This is a genomic window from Sphingomonas sanguinis, from assembly GCF_001476905.1.
Lineage (GTDB): Bacteria > Pseudomonadota > Alphaproteobacteria > Sphingomonadales > Sphingomonadaceae > Sphingomonas > Sphingomonas sanguinis_B.
Map to the genome: position 1 here is coordinate 1 of NZ_LDTE01000018.1, position 18,679 is coordinate 18,679.

Below are 18,679 nucleotides of genomic sequence, written 5' to 3' on the forward strand. Positions count from 1 at the left end.
GCGGTCATCGCCGCCAAGCCTGCCGAGCGCCGCGCGATGCTGGAGGAAGCGGCCGGCATCGCCGGGCTGCACGTCCGCCGCCGCGATGCCGAGGGCAAGCTGCGCGCGACCGAGGCGAACCTGACGCGGCTGGACGAGGCGATTGCCGATCAGGATGCCCGCATCGCCACCCTGCGGCGACAGGCGCGCGCGGCGGAGCGCTATCGCCTGCTCTCCGAGCAGATCCGTCTGGCCGAGGCGCGGATGATCTTCGCCCGCTGGCGCGACGCCGCCGGGGCCGCCGCCACCGCCAAGGCCGAAGCCGAGGCCGCCGAGGCCCAGGTCGCCAGCACGACCGCCGCCGAGCGGGACGCCGCCCAAGCGCAGGAGGCGGCCGCGCTGCTCGCCGCGCGCACCCGCGCCGCCGCCTTGGCCGCGCGCGATGCCCTGAGCGAGGCGGGCCATGCCCTGTCGCGTACGCGCGACCGCCGCCACGGCCTGCAACGCCGGATCGAGGAATTGGCGACCACCCGTGCGCGGTTGGCCGAGGACCGGGCGCGCGAGGACTCGTTGGCGCATGACGCCGCCGCCGCGATCGGGCGGCTGGTCGAGGAGCGCGAGGATCTGTACGCGCGCATCGCCCATGCCATGCAGGCCATGCCCCGGCTCGACGCGCTGCTGGCCGAGGCGGAGACGAAGAATCGCGATGCCGAGGTGGCGCTCGCCCGGGCGCTGTCCGCCCAGGCGGCGGAGGCTGCCGAGCGCCGGATCGCCGAAGCCGCGCTCGCCCATGCGCAAGGCCGCCATGCCCGTGCCGAACGCGACGCCCGTGCCGTCGCCGCCGCGATCGAGGCGCTGCCCGACATGGCCGAACAAGAGGCCGCCCGCGAAGCCGCCGTCGCGACCCAGACCGCCGCCCGGATCGATGCGGACAAGGCGCACGCCGCGCTTGGCTGGGCCGAGGAAAGCGAGCTGACCGCCAGCGCCGAGCGCGATGCAGCCGAGGCGACCCGCGCCCGCGCCATCGCCGCGCTCGCCGCGCTGGATGCCGAAGCGGCAACGCTGACCCGCGCGACCGAGCGCAAGAGCGGCGACCGGCTGCTCGACGAGGTGCAGGCCGAACCCGGGTTCGAGCGGGCGCTGGCGGCGGCGCTGGGCGACGAGCTGGATACGCCACTGGTCGACTGGCACGGCTCGGACGTCTCGCCCGGCGATCCCGCCCCGCCGATCGGGACGCTGAGCCTGGGCGAACGGATCGCCGCGCCGCCGACGCTCGCCCGGAGGCTGTCGCAGATTTTCCTAGTCGAGGTGGATTCGGGCCAGCCCCTGGCGGTCGGGCAGCGGCTGGTCACGCGCGAGGGGCGGCTGCGACGCTGGGACGGCTATATCGGCGAGGGCGGCGGCGCGGCCGCGGCCGAGCGGATGGAGCGGCGCAACCGGCTGGCCGCGCTGGAGGCGGAGCATCCGGCGGCCGAGGCCGCGGTTCAGGCCGCGACCGAGGCGCGGGCGGTGATCGAGGATCGCATCGCCCGCGCCCGCGCCGCCGCCGCCAGTGCGCGCACGCTCCACGCCACCGCCGTCACCAACTTGCGCGATGCCCAGCGCGCCGAGGACCGCGCGCAGGCGGTGATCGAGCGGCTGACCGCCCAGCGCGCCGACCTCGCCACCCGCGCCGAACGGATCGCCGCCGAGATGGACGAGGCGCGCGCAGAGTGCGACCGTGCCGAGGCGGCGCTGGCGGCGCTGCCCGATGGCTCGGCGAGCGCGGCGGAGACGGCGCGGCTGCAGACCGAGACGCAGCTGGCGCGCTCGGCGGTGGCACTCGCCCGGTCGGAACGGACGACGCTGGAGCGCAGCCTGACGCAGACCCGCGACCGGCTGGCCGCCGCGACATCGGAGGCGGAAAGCTGGGACCAGCGCGCAGGCCAGGCGGCGGGACGGATCGCCGACATGGATGCCCGCGCCGCCGCACTGGACCAGGATGCCGCCGCACTCGCGGACCGCCCGGCGCAGCTCGCCGAGGAGATCGCCACCCTCGCCGCCGCGCACGACAGCGCCAAGGTCGAGGCCGAACGCACGCAAGACGAGGAGGCGGAGGCCGAACGCACTCTTCGCGCCGCCGAGGCCGCCCATGCCGGGGCCAATGCCCTGTTGTCGGCGGCGCGGGAGGCGCGCGCGGGAGCGCTGGCACGGGTCGAGAATCACGAGCTTCGCCGGGTCGAACTGGGCCGCGTGTCGGGCGAGCGCTTCGCCTGCCCTGCCCCGGTCCTGCCCGAAAAGCTGGGATTCGAGAGCGCGGGCGTGGGCTCGCCCCAGGCCGAGGCCGCCGCGCACGACAAGCTGTCCGCCGATCGCGAGCGGATCGGCCCGGTCAACCTGGTCGCCGAACAGGAACTGGCCGAGCTGGAGGCGAGCGGCGCGGCGAGTGCCGCCGAGCGCGAGGATCTGGTCCAGGCGGTGGCGCGACTGCGCGGCTCGATCGGGCTGCTCAACCGTGAGGGACGGCAGCGGCTGCTGGAGGCGTTCGAGGCGGTGAACGGCCATTTCCAGACGCTGTTCGCGACGCTGTTCGACGGCGGATCGGCGCATCTGGCGCTGGTCGATTCGGACGATCCACTGGAGGCGGGGCTGGAGATCATGGCGCAGCCGCCGGGCAAAAGGCTTCAGTCGCTGACCCTGCTGTCGGGCGGCGAACAGGCGCTGACGGCGGTGGCGCTGATCTTCGGGCTGTTCCTGACCAACCCGGCGCCGATCTGCGTACTGGACGAAGTCGATGCGCCGCTGGACGATGCCAATATCGACCGCTTCTGCGGGCTGCTCGACCGGATGACCCGTGAGACGGATACGCGCTATCTGATCGTCACGCACAATGCCGTGACGATGAGCCGGATGCACCGGCTGTTCGGCGTGACGATGATCGAACGCGGGGTCAGCCGGCTGGTGTCGGTGGACCTGCAGGCGGCGGAGACATTGCTGGCGGCGGAGTGAGATTGGCCCACGGGTCGCGCATGGCCGCCCCGCGGATCAAAGCTCTATCGACGCGAGACGCTGGCAAGCTTCCAGCCGCCGTCTTCCTTGGCCAATCGGACGGAAAGCCGCCATGGCTTTGCGCCACTGCCCAGCGTCACGATCGTCTGGGCGGTATTGCCGCGAACCATGGCCGGGGTCGATGCGACATGACCGATCCATGAATCCATATAGTCCTGCGCCTTGACGAAGTAATCGGCCTCCATGCCGTCCGGACTGGCGATCTGCCGGGCGATGCTCGCGCGGAGCGACTTGCTCACGTAACGGGCATAGACCTGAGGCTCGTCGGTCGGCTCCTTGTCATGGGCCATCAGGCCGACATACCAGGTATAAAAATCCCGTGCGACGGCATCAGGCGCTTTGAGCCGTGGTGCCGTAACCGCCATTGCGGTCGCATCGGCGGGGAGGTTGCCGATCACCGTGGCCGAGGCCACGCATGCCGCCGCGATCGTCCGAATGCCGGGATTCATGGCCTTGCCTTTCCGGCGGGCACGCCCACCTGTTCGTCAGCGCGGCTTGCGGTGCCTGCGCCGGGATAACGATAGATTTGATAGGATGGCTTCAGCTTGCGATAACTCGGCCCCGGATAAAAGCCGTGCAACTGCTTGAAATCGGAAATCCAGTAGCGGCCGTCATACGTGCAGATATGGCCATGCGGATGGCCCTTTATCGGTTGAATGATCGCGATATCGCCAGTCCGAAAGCCGGTGGCCAGTGCGCCTTGGGAAACGAAACCGACCTTCGTGAGGCTGCTGCCATAGTCTTTGGCAGATGTATGGCGGACCAGCGCCACACCGCCCGCCTCTACGGCTTCACGCACATATCTGGCGCATTGTCCGCGACTCGCGTCTCTCGCGTGAAGCCGCAGATGTTTCAGCGCCGCGTCCACGTTCCACATCAGCCGATGCTCTCATCGTAGAAACTGCGCGCAATAATAAAGCGATGATAGGACGATCGCAACGATTCACCGATCGACACGCGATCACGGCAGCAGGAACGTCCCCTCGATCACCGTCACGCATCCGCCGCCCAGGATCACCCGGTCGCCGTCCAGCCGACAGGTCAGCCGCCCGCCCCGCGCGCTGGCCTGTTCGGCGGTGAACGCGTCGCGGCCCAGCTTTTCCGTCCAATAGGGCGTGATGACCGCATGGGCCGCACCCGTCACCGGGTCCTCGTCGATGGCGAAGGCGGGTACGAAGACTCGGCTGACCACATCCGCCTCGCCCGCCGCGCCGCGCGCGGTCAGGATGACGACATAGCGCCCCGCCCTGGCCAGTGCGGTGAAGTCGGGCGTACACCGCCGCACGGTTGCCGCCTCGTCCACCACGACGACGGAATAGCCCGCCGGATGGCGCAGCGTCTCGACCACGCCATCGACGCCCAGCGCCTCGACCACGGCGGGCAGCGACTCGGACGACGGCGTGCGCTCGGGCAAGGACAGGCTATAGCCTAGCCCGTCGCGTGCCACCTCCAGCACCCCGGCATGGCGCGTGGCGAAGCGCACCCGGTCCCGCGTCGTATCCGACGACAGCACGACATGCCCGCTCGCCAGCGTGGCATGGCCGCACATCTCCACCTCGTCACCCGGCGTGAACCAGCGCAGGTCGAAATCCGCCTCGTCGCCCTCATGCGGCACGAGGAAGGCGGTTTCGGACAGGTTGTTCTCCTGCGCGACCGCCAGCAGCGTGGCGTCGTCCAGCCAGGCGGACAACATCATCACCGCCGCCGGATTGCCGCCAAAGGCTGCGTCGGCAAAGGCATCGACCTGGGTGAAGGGAATGCGCATCAATAGCCGACGCGCTTGCCGAACCAGTGCGGGGTCACGTCCGCCTCGACCAGCGGATTGTCGGTATCGACATGGCCTTCGGGATCGAGGTGGATCAGCACCTCGACCTTGGGGAAGGCACGGCGCAGCGCCCGCTCGACGCCCTCGACCACGTCATGCGCGGCGGCGACCGTCATGTTGCGGTCGACCTCCATATGGAACTGCGCAAAGTCGTGGCTACCCGAGCGACGGGTGCGGAAGTCGTGAATGCCCTTCAGACCCGGCTGGCGCGCGGCGACGTCGAGAAAGGCGGCGCGCTGGTCGTCGGACCATTCCTTGTCCATCAGCTGGTCGATCGCGGTCGAGGACGCCTGGAACGCGCCCCAGGCCAGCCACAGCGCGATGGCAATGCCGAAGATCGGGTCCGCGCCGTGCCAGCCGAGATACTGGTCGAGCACCATCGCGATGATGACCGATCCGTTGAGCATCACGTCCGACTGGTAATGGACATTGTCCGCCAGGATCGCGACCGATCCGGTACGGCGGATGACGCTGCGCTGATAGGCAAGCAGAACGACGGTCGCGGCGATCGCGATCACCGACACGCCAATGCCGAACTCGGCATCGCTGGTCGGATTGTCCGCGCCCAGCGCCATGACCGCGCGCCAGGCGATGCCCGCCGCCGAGGCGGTGATGAGCGCCACCTGGAACAGGGCCGCCAGCGCCTCTGCCTTGCCATGGCCGAACCGGTGGTCATGGTCCGCCGGGGTCGCCGCCAGCCGCACGCCGTACAGCGTCACCAAGCTGGCGAGCAGGTCGAGCGCGGTGTCGGCGAGCGAGCCCAGCATCGCGACCGATCCGGTCCGCCACGCGGCAAAACCCTTCAGCGCCAGCAGGAACAGCGCCATGGCGACGCTGGCCAGCGCCGCGCGGGTCGCCAGCGGAATGACTCTCTTACGTTCGTCCTGGGTCACGGAAACAGCAATCCTTCGTCCCAGCCACCTTCGGCCGTACGGGTGAAAACCCGGCGCTCATGCAGCCGGTGTTCGCGGTCGAGCCAGAACTCGATCCGTTGCGGGGTCACGCGATATCCGCCCCAATGCGGCGGGCGCGGCACGACGCCGCCCTCGAACCGGGCGCGCATCGCCTCGAATCGCGCCTCGAACGTCTCACGCGCGTCGAGCGGGCGCGATTGCTCCGAAGCCCAGGCGCCCAGCTGCGAGTCGCGGCCACGGCTGGCGAAATAGGCGTCCGACTCGGCATCATCGACGCGCGAGACCCGTCCCTCGATGCGGACCTGGCGACGTAGCGACTTCCAGTGGAACAGCAGCGCGGCCTTGCTGCCCTCGCCCAGCTCCTGCGCCTTGCGGCTTTCGCGGTTGGTGTAGAACACGAATCCGCGCTCGTCATGGCCCTTGAGCAGCACCATGCGCACCGATGGCTGCCCGGTCGAGTCGACCGTCGCCAGCGCCATCGCGTTGGAATCGTTGATTTCGCTCGCCCGCGCCTCGGCGAACCAGGCGCGGAAGAGTGCATGGGGATCGTCTGCCATGCGCCCGCCCATACGCCTGTGGGCCGGGAAAACCAACGTCACGAACGGAAACGCTGAGTCCTGACCTCATGGCTTTGACGACCAAGGATTTATTCGGGCCGAACCGGCCCACCACCAATCATGTGTTGCAACATCGGTCCGATGCGGCGATTTTCCGCCCCCCATGGACCCCGCAGAGGACAGCCCCGCCCAGGCCGCCGCCTGGATCGCCGCCTATCGCGCCACCGCGGGCGAGGCGGACGTGCTGGCGGGCTCCGACAACCCCGCCTGGCGCGCGATGCTGGAGGAACTGGCCGCCGTCGCCAGCGACCTGGCCCATGCGCGCGAACGGGTGCAGCGGCACGCCGCCGATATCGGCACCGGTTTCCGCATCATCGGCGAAACCGACGAGCGCCCCTGGCCCGTCTCCCCCGTTCCCCTGCTGATCGACAGCGGCGAATGGGCGGGGATCGCGGCGGGCGTGACCCAGCGCGCCGATCTGCTGGAGACGATCCTCGCCGATCTCTACGGCCCTGGACGGCTGGTGGCGGAGGGACATATCCCCGCCGCACTGGCGACCGGCAGCCCCTATTTCCTGCGGCCGATGGTCGGCGTCACGCCGCCGGGCGGCCATCATCTGAGCTTCGTCGCCTTCGACCTGGCGCGCGGGCCGGACGGCGAGTGGCGGGTGCTGGCCGATCACCTGCGCAATCCGGCGGGTGCGGGCTATGCGCTGGAGAACCGCTTGGCGGTCAGCCGGACGCTGGGCGGCCTGCAGAACCGGCTGAACGTGGAACGGCACGCCCCCTTTTTCGCCGCCTTTCGCGCCGGGCTCGCCGCGCAATGCCGCCGCGCCGATCCGCGCATCGGCCTGCTGACGCCCGGCCGTTTCAACCCCAGCTATCCCGAGCAAGCGCATCTGGCACGTTATCTGGGCCTGTTGCTGGTCGAGGGCGCCGACCTCGCCGCGATCGAGGGACAGGTCTATGTCCGCACCGTCGCGGGGCTGAAGCGGATCGACGCGCTGTGGCGGCGGCTCGATCCCCGGATGCTCGACCCGCTGGCTTTCGACAGCCATTCGCAGATCGGCGTGCCCGGCCTGATCGACGCCTATGTCGAGGGGCAGGTGGTCATCGCCAATGCGCCGGGTGCGGGCGTGATGGAGAGCCCGGCCGTCTCCGCCTTCCTGCCTGCCCTGGCCAAGCATCTGTCGGGCGAGGCACTCCGGCTGCCCAATATCGCGACCTGGTGGTGCGGCGGCCCGGCCCAGGCGGCGCATGTCGCCGAACATCTCGACCGGCTGCTGATCGCCCCGGCCTTCGGCCCCCGTCCACTGGGCCTGCCCGATGGCGCGCGGACGGGCGCGAGCCTGTCGCCCGAGGAACGCGCGACGCTGCGCGACGACATGGCCCGGCGGCCGCAGGATTATGTCGGGCAGGAAATGGTACGCCTGTCGACCATGCCCGTCGTCATCGGCGACCGGCTGGAGCCGCGCCCCTTCTCCCTGCGGGTCTTCGCCGCGCGCGATGCCGAGGGCCGCTGGACCGTCCTGCCCGGCGGGTTCGGCCGGATCGGCGAGCATCCCGAGGCGACCGCCGCGATGATCGGCGAGGGCTTGTGGTCCGCCGATGTCTGCATCCACGGGGCCGAGCCGGTGGCCCCAGTCTCGCTGCTCGCCGATCCCGATTCGCTGCATGTGCGGCGCAATCCGGGGACGCTGCCCAGCCGGGTCGCCGACAATTTCTTCTGGCTCGGCCGCTATCTGGAGCGGGGCGAGGCGCTGCTCGCCGCGATCCGGGTCATGCTGGGCAATTCGATCGATGTCGATGGCGGCGGCGCGCTCGACCCGCGCACGCTGGGGCGGCTGGTTGGGCTCATCACCGGTGGCGGCGCGGCCCCGCATCCCGACAGCCTGCGCCGCGCCGCCCTCACCCAGTTCGCGCGCACTGCGATGGAGGATGAAGGCTGGCACTCGGTGGCGCGCATCAACCGACTGGCGCGCGGGATCAGCGAGGGGTCGCGCGACCGGCTGTCCGCCGACATGGTGCGCCTGCTGGAAGCCCCCTTCCCCACCCATCCGGGGATGCTCGACCGGGCGGGCTCGCTCCAGCGCCGCTATGCCGCCATCGCCGGGCTGTCCGCCGAGCATATGGTCAGGACCACCGCCTGGCGCTTTCACGATCTCGGTCGCCGGGTCGAACGCGCAATGGCGGTGGCGAGGGCAACGCGGCTGTTCGGCATGGCGGGCGCGTCGGCGGACGACCTGTCCACCCTGCTCGACCTCGCCAACAGCCAGATCAGCTATCGCCAGCGTTATCCGACCGGTATCGCGCGCGTCGCGGTGGTCGATCTGGTTGCGCTCGATCCCAACAATCCGCGCGCCCTGGCGTATCAGACCGCGCGCATCGCCGACTGCCTGTCGCGCCTGCCGGTCCTGTCCGACGACGACATGGCCGAGCCGCAACAGGCCCAGGCGATCGCGGTCCGCGCCGCGCTGGAAACGGCGGATGCCCGCACCCTCGACGCCGATACGCTGGGCGATGTCGAGCGGCGGCTGGGCCTGCTGTCGGAAGCGATCGCCAGGCGCTATTTCCTGCAAGGCGCGGAGCCGTTGCGCGCCGGGGGACTTACCCTCGCATGATCTACGACATCCGCCACATCACCCGCTTCGATTACGGCGCGCAGGTCAAATATGCCCGCTGCAACCTGCGGCTCCAGCCGATCGACTGGCCCGGACAGCGGCTGGAGACCTACGACCTGATCGTCGAGCCGGTCGGCCGCACCCGCTCCGCACGGGCCGAGGCGGGACTGGCGCATGTCACGCGGCTGGTCGTCGACCGACCGGTGCGCAGCCTGACCATCGAGAGCCGCGCGCGCATGGTCGTCGACCGCCCGGTGCCGATGCCCTCTCCCAGCGATCCCACGCTGGCCGAGATATCCGCGCTCGCCCGGTCGAGCCGCGACCTGTCGGCGGCGGGCCCCGCCAACTATATCTTTCCCTCGCCGCTGATCCCGCTCGACCCCGCCATTGCCGAGTGGTGTGCGCCCGACCTGTCGCCCGATCGCGGCGCGCTGGAGGCGGGCTTTGCCCTGGCGAACCGCATCCAGCGCGAATTCGCCTTCGATCCCGCCGCCACCCTGGTCGACACGCCCCCGGCCGAAGCCTTTCGCCAGCGGCGCGGCGTATGCCAAGACTTCGCTCAGATCATGATCACGGGCCTGCGCGCAGCGGGCATCCCGGCCGCCTATGCCTCGGGCTATATCCGCACCCTGCCGCCGCCGGGCCAAGCGCGGCTGGTCGGAGCGGACGCGACCCATGCCTGGGTACTGATCTGGGGCGGGCCGCAAACGGGCTGGGTCGGCGTTGACCCCACCAACGGTATCTGGATGGCAGGCGACCACATCATCGTCGCGGTCGGCCGCGACTATGCCGAGATCGCGCCGGTCGATGGCGTGGTTCTGGGCTCGGGTGCGCAGAAGATGGACGTCAGCGTCGACGTCGCGCCGGTCGGGCGCGCCGACATGGCGGAGGCCACGCTGTCCGACTGATCGGCAGCCTGCCGGGGAGAGGAACCAGCCGATGACCTCGAGATCCCTGCCGCGTCGGGGCCGATCGATCCTCGGCATCCTGTTGTTCGCGATCCTCGGCGCTCTGCTCGCCCTGCTGCTCTATGCGGCCATGGGCTATGCCGATGCCTTGCGCGATGCGCCCCGGTTGAAGGCGCGAGCGGACCGGCTGATTACCGAGGGGCGCGGCCCCGATGCGCTGACGCCCGCTGAACTGCGGCAATTGATTTGCGTGGAAGACCCCGATTTCTGGCATCATCACGGGGTGGACAATAACACGCCCGGCGCAGGTGTGACGACGATCACTCAATCGCTGTCCAAGCAACTGGCCTTTGCCGCGTTCAAACCGGGCCTTCGCAAGATCCGGCAGACCACCTATGCCAAGGGGCTGGAGGCCCGCCTGTCCAAACGACAGATCCTGGCCCTGTTTTTGGCAGAAGCTCCGTTCGGGCGAGGGCCGAAGGGCTGGATGCAGGGCGTGTTCACCGCCAGCGCGCAGGTTTACGGCAAATCACCTGCCGAATTAACCCAAGCACAATGGCTACGGCTGGTCGCGGTTCTGGTAACACCCTCCGACTTTCATCTGTTCGGTCCGGACCCGCGTCTTGACGAACGGGTCCGGCGTATCGAGCGGCTGGTCGCCGGAATGTGCCAGCCACGGGGCAATGGCGATGTGATGCTCGACGGCTGCGCTTGACGAGGGAGCCGTCATCCCGTGGCGGCTCTCACCCCTCTTCGATCACGGCATTGGGATTGTCCTTGTCCGGGTCGGGATGGCCGCCCTTGCCATGATAGGCCGCGCCGCTCTGGCCGCCATGGAAGTCGCCCTTTCGCTCGGGGGCACCCTCGTAACCGCCGCCCTGGCTCTCGCCGCCCTTCTTGCCCGGCGTATCCGACACGCCGTCCGGCACCCCTTTTTTGCCGTCCTTCCCCACGACCTGCATCGGCTGAGTCATGATCCGTCTCCTTCTCCATGCTGCAACGCGTGGGACACGGATTGCGCTCCGGCGCGGACTTCCCCACATAGATCGGTAATACACTGCCAACGGGGAACAGAGTGGCCGATCCATATCAGACGCTGGGCGTGAGCCGTACGGCCAGCGAAGCCGATATCAAGAAAGCCTATCGCAAGCTGGCGAAGGAACTGCATCCCGACCGCAACAAGGACAATCCCAAGGCGGCGGAGAAGTTCAGCCAGGTCACCAATGCCTATGACCTGCTGAACGACAAGGACAAGCGCGCCCGGTTCGACCGGGGCGAGATCGACGGCGACGGCAACCCGGCCTCGCCCTTCGGCTATGGCGGCGCGGGCGGGTTCGGCGGCGGGGCCGGTCCCCGCCCCGGCGGCGCGGGCGGCTTTCGCCAGCGGTTCGACTTTGGCGGCGAGGGTGCCGACATGTCGGATATCTTCGAAGGGATGTTCGGCGGCGCTGGCCGTGGCGGCTTTTCGGGGGGCTTTGGCGGCCGGGGTCGTTCGGCCCCGAAGGGTGCCAATTCGGCCTACGCCCTGCGCGTGCCCTTCGTCGATGCCGCCGCGCTCAGCCCGCAGCGGATCACGCTGGCCGATGGCAAGACCATCGACCTGAAACTGCCCGCAGGCGTCGACACCGGCACCCAGATGCGATTGAGCGGCAAGGGCGAACAAGGCCCCGGCGGGCCCGGCGATGCGATCATCACGATCGAGGTCGTGCCGCACGCCTTCTTCACCCGTGACGGCGACGATGTCCGCCTGGACCTGCCCATCAGCCTGACCGAGGCAGTGCTGGGCGGGCAGGTGAAGGCCCCCACCGTCGAGCGTCCGGTGATGCTGACCATTCCCAAGGGTACGACGTCGGGCAAGACGCTGCGCCTGAAGGGCAAGGGCTTTCACAAGAAGGATGGCGGACGCGGCGACCAGTTGATCACGCTCATCATCGACATCCCCGCCGATGATGCCGCGCTGCAACAGTTCGCGGCGGAATGGACCGACAGCAGGAACCCGAGGGCCGCCATGAACGTCTGATCGTTCCATGAGCGATGCGAATGGCCTGACCCCTGAAGAACGTGCACATGAACATGGGAAGGCCCGCACCCGGCTGGACCGGCAACTCGCCAAGGTCCGGCCGGGCTCCTATGCCTTCGAAATCCTGAAGCGAACCTCGCTCGGCGTCTTCAACGACGGGTTCATCCATGCCGGGAACCTCGCCTATCTGGCGTTGATGACGCTGTTTCCCTTCTTCATCACCACGGCGGCGCTGCTCTCGCTATTCGGCCAGAGCAACGAGACGCAACATGCGGTGGAGAGCTTTCTCCACGTCCTGCCCCCCGATGTCAGCGACCTGCTGCGCAAACCGATCGCCGATGTGCTGGCCGCGCGGACCGGCTCGCTCCTCTGGCTGGGCGGTCTGGTCGGCCTGTGGACGGTCGGCGGGTTCATCGAGACGATCCGCGACATCTTCCACCGCGCTTATGGCGTAAAGGCGACGGCCGCCTTCTGGAAATCGCGGCTGTCGTCCACGCTGGTCATGATCGCCTCGGTCGTCGTCGCGCTCCTGTCGTTCCTGGCGGCCGGTATCCTGACGGCGGCGGAACAGTTCATCTATCGCCTCGTCCCCTTTGCACAGGACATGGCGGGTTGGATCGGCCTGTCGCGATTGATCCCCGGCGCGGTCATGTTCGGGGCGCTCTACCTGCTCTTCTATTCGGTCACGCCGGGCAAGTATCGCGAGAGCGATTGCCCCAAATGGCCCGGCGCGCTGTTCACGGCCGCCTGGTGGGTCAGCATGACCGCGCTGCTGCCCTGGGTGCTGTCGAAACTGGGCGGCTATGATCTGACCTATGGCAGCCTGGCGGGCGTCGTCGTGATGCTGCTGTTCTTCTATCTGATCGGCCTTGGGCTGGTTTTCGGGGCGCATTTGAACGCGGCACTGGCGGAACCACCGGAAACGGGGCTAGAGAGGGCGCTTGAAGATGGTGAACCGGCAGGAGCGGTAACGGCGTGAACGGATTGATGGCAGGCAAGCGGGGGCTCATCATGGGCCTGGCCAATGACAAGTCGCTGGCCTGGGGCATCGCCAAGCAGCTTTCGGAGGCGGGCGCGGAGCTCGCCTTTTCGTATCAGGGCGCGGCGATGGAAAAGCGGGTCCGCCCGTTGGCCGAACAGCTGGGCGTGGCGCGCCTGTTCGATTGCGACGTGTCCGAGATGGAGTCGCTCGACACGCTGTTTGCCGATCTGAAGGCCGAGTGGCCGACGATCGACTTCGTGGTCCATGCCATTGGTTTTTCGGACAAGTCGCAGCTGCGCGGTCGTTATTATGACACCACGCTCGACAATTTCCTGATGACCATGAACATCTCGGCCTATTCGCTGGTCGCGGTCGCCCAGCGTGCGCGGGCGATGATGCCAGAGGGCGGCTCGATCCTGACGCTGACCTATTATGGCGCGGAAAAGGTCATCCCGCATTACAACGTCATGGGCGTGGCCAAGGCGGCGCTGGAGACCAGCGTCAAGTATCTCGCGGTCGACCTCGGCCCGGAGAATATCCGCGTCAACGCCATCTCGGCAGGCCCGATCCAGACGCTGGCGGCGCGCGGCATCGGCGACTTCAACTATATCCTGAAGTGGAACGAGCTGAATTCGCCGCTGCGTCGCACCGTGACGATCGAGGATGTGGGCGGCGCGGGCCTGTACATGCTCTCCGACCTGTCGTCGGGCGTGACGGGCGAGATCCACCATGTCGACGCCGGGTATAACGTCATCGGCATGAAAGCCGAGGACGCGCCGGACATCGCGCTGGCGTGACTTCCTTTCCTCCCCTGCAAGGGGAGGGGGACCAGCGAAGCTGGTGGAGGGGTGTCACCGCTTGCGAGTAAAACCATTCCTCGCCGACGGGGACACCCCTCCGTCAGGCCTGTGGCCTGCCACCTCCCCTTCCAGGGGAGGAATTGGGGCCAACATTATCTATCGCGCCTTGCGCTTCGGCGACGCTAAAGACGAATCCATGTCCGACCAGCCTATCGCCGCCATCACGATCCGCCCCGCCCAAGGGACTGACGTCGCCGCGCTCGACGCGCTGCTCGTCGCCAGCTTCCCCGCCCCCGCCGAAGCCGCCTTGGTCCGCGACCTGTGCGTCGAGGGCGACATGGTCCTGATGCTCGTCGCCATCGACGACGACACCGACACGCTGATCGGCGCGATCGCGTTCAGCCGGATGGCCGTCGACATCGGCGGCAAGCCGATCAATTCGGTCGCCCTCGCCCCCATCGCCGTCGCGCGCGACTGGCGGCAGCAGGGCGTTGGCGAGGCGCTGGTCGCCGCGGGGCTCGAACGGCTGGAGAAGGAACGTGTCGTGCTCTGCTTCGCGCTGGGCGACCCCGCTTTCTACGGCCGCTTCGGTTTCGCCGCCGATGTCGCGAGCGGCTTCGACAGCCCCTATGCGGGCGACTATTTCCTCGCCGCCCCGCTGCAGGGCGGATTGATCCCCTGCGGCGTGCGCGGGGCCGCCACACATGCGCCGGCCTTTGCCCGGCTGGGAGATGCTGCGTGAGCTTCAATAGTTTCGGCCGCCTGTTCCGCTTCACCACCTGGGGCGAGAGTCATGGTCCGGCGCTGGGCGCAGTGGTCGACGGGTGCCCGCCGGGCCTCGCGCTGTCGGAAGAGGACATCCAGCCCTGGCTCGACAAGCGCCGTCCGGGCACCAGCCGCTTCACGACGCAGCGGCGCGAGCCCGATCAGGTCCGTATCCTGTCCGGCGTTTTCGAGGGGAAGACCACCGGCACCCCGATCAGCCTGATGATCGAGAATGTCGACCAGCGGTCCAAGGACTATGGCAACGTCGCGCTCGCCTATCGCCCCGGCCATGCCGACTATGCCTATGACGCGAAGTACGGTTTTCGCGACTATCGCGGCGGCGGGCGCTCCTCCGCGCGCGAGACGGCGGCGCGGGTCGCGGCGGGTGCGGTCGCGCGCGCGGTGATCCCGCAGGTAAAAATCCGGGCGTGGGTCGAGTCGATCGGCGGCGACCGGATCGACTATGAGGCGTTCGACGATGCGCAGATCGACGCCAACCCCTTTTTCTGCCCCGATGCAGCGGCGGCCGAACGCTGGGAAGCGATCGTCGACGGCGCACGCAAGTCCGGCTCCTCGGTCGGCGCGGTGGTGGCTTGCGAAGCGACCGGCGTACCGGCCGGCTGGGGCGCGCCGCTCTATGCCAAGCTGGACAGCGAACTCGCCTCCGCATGCATGAGCATCAATGCGGTCAAGGGTTTCGAGATCGGCGACGGGTTCGCCGCCGCCGCGCTGACCGGCGAGCAGAATGCCGACCCGATGCGCGCTGGCAATGGCGGACCACGCTTCTTGGCGAACCATGCGGGCGGCATTGCGGGCGGCATCGCCACCGGCCAGCCGGTCACGATGCGCGTCGCGTTCAAGCCGACCAGCTCGATCCTCACCCCCGTCGACACCATCACCCGCACCGGCGAAGAAACGCAGATTGCTACCAAGGGGCGTCACGACCCCTGTGTCGGCATTCGCGGCGTTCCCGTGGTCGAGGCGATGGTCGCGCTGGTTTTAGCCGATCAGGCGTTGCTTCATCGCGGCCAATGCGGCTGACCAGAGGAACGGGCCCTCTCCTGCCTCGTTGATAACACGAGAAAAAAGCAGGAGAGAAACAATGCGTTATATGCATGTGATCGCCGCCAGTGCCCTAATCCTTCCCGCCGCCGCCATGGCCCAGGTATCGGGTGGGACGACCGGCGGGATGTCTGGACAGACCACCGCGCCGGGCCAGACGATGCCCGGTCAAATGTCGGGGCAGACCACGATGCCCGGCCAGTCCACCATGGGACAGCCCGGCGACACGATGAGCACGATGCCGAGCACCAGCACGCGCTCGACCACCCGGTCCAAGAACCGTTCGCGTACCACGACGCCGGACAGCACGGTCAATACGCCTTCGACCATGCCCGATACGACTGGCGGCAGCACGATGGGCAGCGACACGACCACCAGCGGTCAGGTCGGCAGTGGCACGACCGGCGGCACCACCACACCGCCGGGCAGCAGTGGCGGCATGCGCTGATCCCTTTCGGGCACATCACTACGGGAGGGACCCGGTCGCGCGAGCGGCCGGGTCTTTTTTTGGCGAACGGCTTCAGCGAAGTCCGACGCCATGGCATTCACAAAAAAGGCCCCGACATGTCGCCGGGGCCTCCAAAATCAATCCGCGAAGGGATCGCGAACCAGGATCGTGTCCTCGCGCTCCGGGCTGGTCGACACCAGCGCCACAGGGCAACGGATCAGCTCCTCGATCCGCCGGATATACTTGATCGCCTGCGCCGGCAGATCGGCCCAGCTCCGTGCACCCGCCGTCGATTCCTGCCAGCCTTCCATCGTCTCATAGACGGGGACGACCTTGGCCTGATCCGCCGCATGGGTCGGATAATAATCCAGCGTCTGGTCGCCCAGCTTATAGCCGACGCAGATCTTCACCTCGTCGAACCCGTCGAGCACGTCGATCTTGGTCAGCGCGATGCCGGTGATGCCGCCGACCGCCGCCGACTGACGGACCAGCACCGAGTCGAACCAGCCGCAGCGGCGCTTGCGGCCCGTGACGGTGCCGAACTCATGGCCGCGCTCGCCCAGACGCTGGCCGGTTTCGTCCTCCAGCTCGGTCGGGAAAGGCCCCGAGCCGACGCGGGTGGTGTACGCCTTGGCGATACCCAGCACAAAGCCGACGCCCGACGGCCCCAGGCCCGATCCGCCCGCCGCCGCGCCCGCAATGGTGTTGGACGAGGTGACGAAGGGATAGGTGCCATGGTCGATGTCGAGCAGCACGCCCTGCGCACCCTCGAACAGGATGCGCTTGCCGCCCGTCCGCGCCTCGTTGAGGTCGCGCCACACCGGCTTGGCGAAAGGCAGGACGAAGGCGGCGATCTCGCGCAGATCGGCCAGCAGCCGCTCGCGATCGACCGGTGGCTCGCCGAAGCCCGCACGCAGCGCGTCATGATGCGCGCACAGCCGGTCGAGCTGCGGGCCAAGGTCATCCAGATGCGCCAGATCGCACACGCGGATCGCGCGGCGGCCGACCTTGTCCTCATAGGCCGGACCGATGCCGCGCCGCGTGGTGCCGATCTTGCCCGCGCCGCTCGCGTCCTCGCGCAGACCGTCCAGGTCGCGGTGGATCGGCAGGATCAACGGGCAGTTGTCGGCGATGCGCAGCGTTTCGGGGGAAGCGTGCACGCCCTGTTCGCCCAGCCGCTCGATCTCGGCCTTCAATGCCCAGGGATCGAGGACGACGCCGTTGCCGATGACGCTGGGGGTGCCGCGCACGATGCCCGAGGGCAGCAGCGACAGCTTGTAGACATTCTCACCGACGACCAGCGTGTGACCGGCATTATGCCCGCCCTGGAAGCGGACGACCATGTCGGCGCGCTCGGCCAGCCAGTCGACGATCTTGCCCTTGCCTTCGTCGCCCCATTGCGCGCCGATGACTGCTACATTTGCCATGGATGCTATGCTCCGCCTGCCGGACGGACCCCATGCGCCCTTCGACAGGACTCGGCGGATGGGGGTTTCCAATAATGTGCGGGGCGCGCCTAGCGGGACGCGCCCCCGTATGTCAACCGACGATGGCGGTCGGCTGGCCGTTCGTCAGGATATGGGTGCAAAGCTGTGCCTCGGGCGTGTCGCCTTCCTCCAGCGCCTGCACCGTCACCCAGCCCTGCGCGCGGAGCGAGGCGCCCGTCGCAGGTTCGGTGCCATGAGGAAGGAACAGCCGCCGCCGCTCGGTCGGCGGGGCGGTCGCGACGATGGCGTCGGCATAGAGCGAGAAGCCGGTGGCCTTCTCTTCCGCACCGTCCTCGTGGAAAATGGTGTAGGTGCCGCCCCGCCCGACCTCGCGCGGGGGACCGGCGACGAACAGCGAGAAGCCCAGCCAGCTCTGGAACTCGAACCCATGCCGCTCGGTCGGGTCGAGCGTCATCGACACCCCCTCGCCCAGCGCCGCCGAAATCGCCTCCAGCGCATCGAGACGGCTGGCGAGCACGCCCTGAGTGTCGAAAGCGCGCAGCCGCTCCATCGCGGTCGCAAACGGCCCGGCGGCCTCGACCAGCGGCAGATAGTCGGGCGCGATCGCCGCGACCCCGCCCGCATCCTTGGCGTCCAGCCGGTCGCGCAGCGCCGCCACCTGATCGGGAGCGACCGGGAGCGGCCCGGCGGCGAGCAGGTCGACCAGATCGGGCAGCGTGAAGTCGATCGAAATGCCGGTCGTCCCCGCCGCGACCAGCGCCTCGACCGCGACGCGTACCACTTCGGTCGCGGCGGCCGTCGAGTCGAGCCCGATCAGTTCAGCCCCGATCTGCCGCCACTCGCGCGCCGGGGCGAGTTCGGAACCGCGCAGGCGCACCACGGTGCCCGCATAGGAAAGCCGCACCGGGCGCGGATGATGGCCCATGCGCGTGGCCGCGATCCGCGCCACCTGTGCGGTCAGGTCGGGCCGGATGGCAAGCGTCCGCTGCGATACCGGATCGACGAAGCGCACCGCATCATGCAGCCCCCCCGCCTTCAACCGCGAGCCCAGCGCCTCGGCAAACTCGATCGACGGCGGATCGGCGCGCTCATAGCCATGCAGCCGCGCCGCCTCCAACACCCGCGCCTCCACCGACGCAGCGGCATCGGCATAGGGGGGAAGACGGTCGTGATAGCCTTCGGGAAGGAGCGCGGTCATCGGGCATTGTCCTTGAAGCATGCACAGTCGGATGTGGGGAAGCGGATCACGCGCAAAAACCCTGTAGCTCGATCGTCGGTGGGGAACGGAGGATGTCGTGATTGG

General features: G+C 68.7%; 18 protein-coding genes. 10 read left to right on the forward strand and 8 right to left on the reverse strand.

Annotated elements, in window-relative coordinates:
• Positions 1 to 2,967: chromosome segregation SMC family protein (locus SB4_RS03945; protein WP_058751505.1), on the forward strand; the 2,967-nt coding region annotated here is incomplete at its 5' end.
• A 44-nt stretch (positions 2,968 to 3,011) separates the two neighbouring features.
• Here SB4_RS03945 and SB4_RS03950 read toward each other — a convergent pair.
• The 5 genes from SB4_RS03950 to pdxH form a co-directional block, all read right to left on the reverse strand.
• Complete coding sequence (locus SB4_RS03950; protein WP_058751506.1) at positions 3,012 to 3,476, reverse strand: DUF3828 domain-containing protein; 465 nt, start codon at positions 3,474 to 3,476, stop codon at positions 3,012 to 3,014.
• Complete coding sequence (locus tag SB4_RS03955) at positions 3,473 to 3,904, reverse strand: hypothetical protein (RefSeq protein WP_206597983.1); 432 nt, start codon at positions 3,902 to 3,904, stop codon at positions 3,473 to 3,475. Before SB4_RS03955 ends, SB4_RS03950 begins: the two co-directional genes overlap by 4 nt.
• An 84-nt stretch (positions 3,905 to 3,988) precedes the next feature.
• Positions 3,989 to 4,792, reverse strand: a complete 804-nt coding sequence (locus SB4_RS03960; protein ID WP_058751507.1) for a PhzF family phenazine biosynthesis protein — start codon at positions 4,790 to 4,792, stop codon at positions 3,989 to 3,991.
• Positions 4,792 to 5,745: a cation diffusion facilitator family transporter gene (locus tag SB4_RS03965; RefSeq protein ID WP_058751508.1), complete on the reverse strand. Its 954-nt coding sequence runs from the start codon at positions 5,743 to 5,745 to the stop codon at positions 4,792 to 4,794. The genes SB4_RS03960 and SB4_RS03965 overlap by 1 nt, the downstream gene beginning before the upstream one ends.
• Entirely contained in the window at positions 5,742 to 6,323 is a 582-nt protein-coding gene (gene pdxH, locus SB4_RS03970; RefSeq protein ID WP_058751509.1) for a pyridoxamine 5'-phosphate oxidase, read from the reverse strand. The genes SB4_RS03965 and pdxH overlap by 4 nt, the downstream gene beginning before the upstream one ends.
• Before the next feature lie 163 nt (positions 6,324 to 6,486).
• Here pdxH and SB4_RS03975 point away from each other — a divergent pair, with 163 nt between their 5' ends.
• The 3 genes from SB4_RS03975 to SB4_RS03985 all read left to right on the forward strand — a co-directional run bounded on the left by SB4_RS03975 (position 6,487) and on the right by SB4_RS03985 (position 10,566).
• On the forward strand, positions 6,487 to 8,943 hold the full coding sequence (locus SB4_RS03975; protein WP_058751510.1) for a circularly permuted type 2 ATP-grasp protein: 2,457 nt from the start codon (positions 6,487 to 6,489) through the stop codon (positions 8,941 to 8,943).
• A complete protein-coding gene (locus tag SB4_RS03980; protein ID WP_058751511.1) occupies positions 8,940 to 9,851 on the forward strand; it encodes a transglutaminase family protein in 912 nt (303 codons plus the stop codon). The genes SB4_RS03975 and SB4_RS03980 overlap by 4 nt, the downstream gene beginning before the upstream one ends.
• A gap of 82 nt (positions 9,852 to 9,933) precedes the next feature.
• The gene (locus SB4_RS03985; protein ID WP_241488466.1) at positions 9,934 to 10,566 is read left to right on the forward strand and encodes a transglycosylase domain-containing protein; all 633 of its coding nucleotides are present in this window, start codon (positions 9,934 to 9,936) and stop codon (positions 10,564 to 10,566) included.
• Positions 10,567 to 10,594: 28 nt separating this feature from the next.
• On the opposite strand, the gene SB4_RS03990 is transcribed toward SB4_RS03985, so the two are convergent.
• The gene (locus SB4_RS03990) at positions 10,595 to 10,825 is read right to left on the reverse strand and encodes a hypothetical protein (protein WP_058751513.1); all 231 of its coding nucleotides are present in this window, start codon (positions 10,823 to 10,825) and stop codon (positions 10,595 to 10,597) included.
• A 101-nt stretch (positions 10,826 to 10,926) separates the two neighbouring features.
• Here SB4_RS03990 and SB4_RS03995 point away from each other — a divergent pair, with 101 nt between their 5' ends.
• From SB4_RS03995 to SB4_RS04020, 6 genes are all read left to right on the forward strand, one after another.
• Positions 10,927 to 11,871: a DnaJ C-terminal domain-containing protein gene (locus SB4_RS03995; RefSeq protein WP_058751514.1), complete on the forward strand. Its 945-nt coding sequence runs from the start codon at positions 10,927 to 10,929 to the stop codon at positions 11,869 to 11,871.
• 7 nt (positions 11,872 to 11,878) lie between these two features.
• Entirely contained in the window at positions 11,879 to 12,850 is a 972-nt protein-coding gene (locus tag SB4_RS04000) for a YihY/virulence factor BrkB family protein (protein WP_058751515.1), read from the forward strand.
• Positions 12,847 to 13,650 carry an enoyl-ACP reductase FabI gene (gene fabI, locus SB4_RS04005; RefSeq protein ID WP_153006058.1) on the forward strand — a complete coding sequence of 268 codons (804 nt, stop codon included), beginning with the start codon at positions 12,847 to 12,849 and terminating at the stop codon, positions 13,648 to 13,650. Before SB4_RS04000 ends, fabI begins: the two co-directional genes overlap by 4 nt.
• Positions 13,651 to 13,849: 199 nt before the next feature.
• On the forward strand, positions 13,850 to 14,395 hold the full coding sequence (locus SB4_RS04010; RefSeq protein WP_058751516.1) for a GNAT family N-acetyltransferase: 546 nt from the start codon (positions 13,850 to 13,852) through the stop codon (positions 14,393 to 14,395).
• The gene (aroC, locus tag SB4_RS04015; RefSeq protein WP_058751517.1) at positions 14,392 to 15,459 is read left to right on the forward strand and encodes a chorismate synthase; all 1,068 of its coding nucleotides are present in this window, start codon (positions 14,392 to 14,394) and stop codon (positions 15,457 to 15,459) included. The genes SB4_RS04010 and aroC overlap by 4 nt, the downstream gene beginning before the upstream one ends.
• 61 nt (positions 15,460 to 15,520) lie before the next feature.
• Entirely contained in the window at positions 15,521 to 15,928 is a 408-nt protein-coding gene (locus SB4_RS04020) for a hypothetical protein (protein ID WP_058751518.1), read from the forward strand.
• A 137-nt stretch (positions 15,929 to 16,065) separates the two neighbouring features.
• Here SB4_RS04020 and SB4_RS04025 read toward each other — a convergent pair whose 3' ends face one another.
• Both SB4_RS04025 and SB4_RS04030 read right to left on the reverse strand, forming a co-directional pair.
• A complete protein-coding gene (locus tag SB4_RS04025) occupies positions 16,066 to 17,355 on the reverse strand; it encodes an adenylosuccinate synthase (protein WP_058751519.1) in 1,290 nt (429 codons plus the stop codon).
• Between the two features lie 112 nt (positions 17,356 to 17,467).
• Entirely contained in the window at positions 17,468 to 18,574 is a 1,107-nt protein-coding gene (locus SB4_RS04030; protein ID WP_058751520.1) for an ATP phosphoribosyltransferase regulatory subunit, read from the reverse strand.
• Positions 18,575 to 18,679 lie beyond the last annotated feature (105 nt).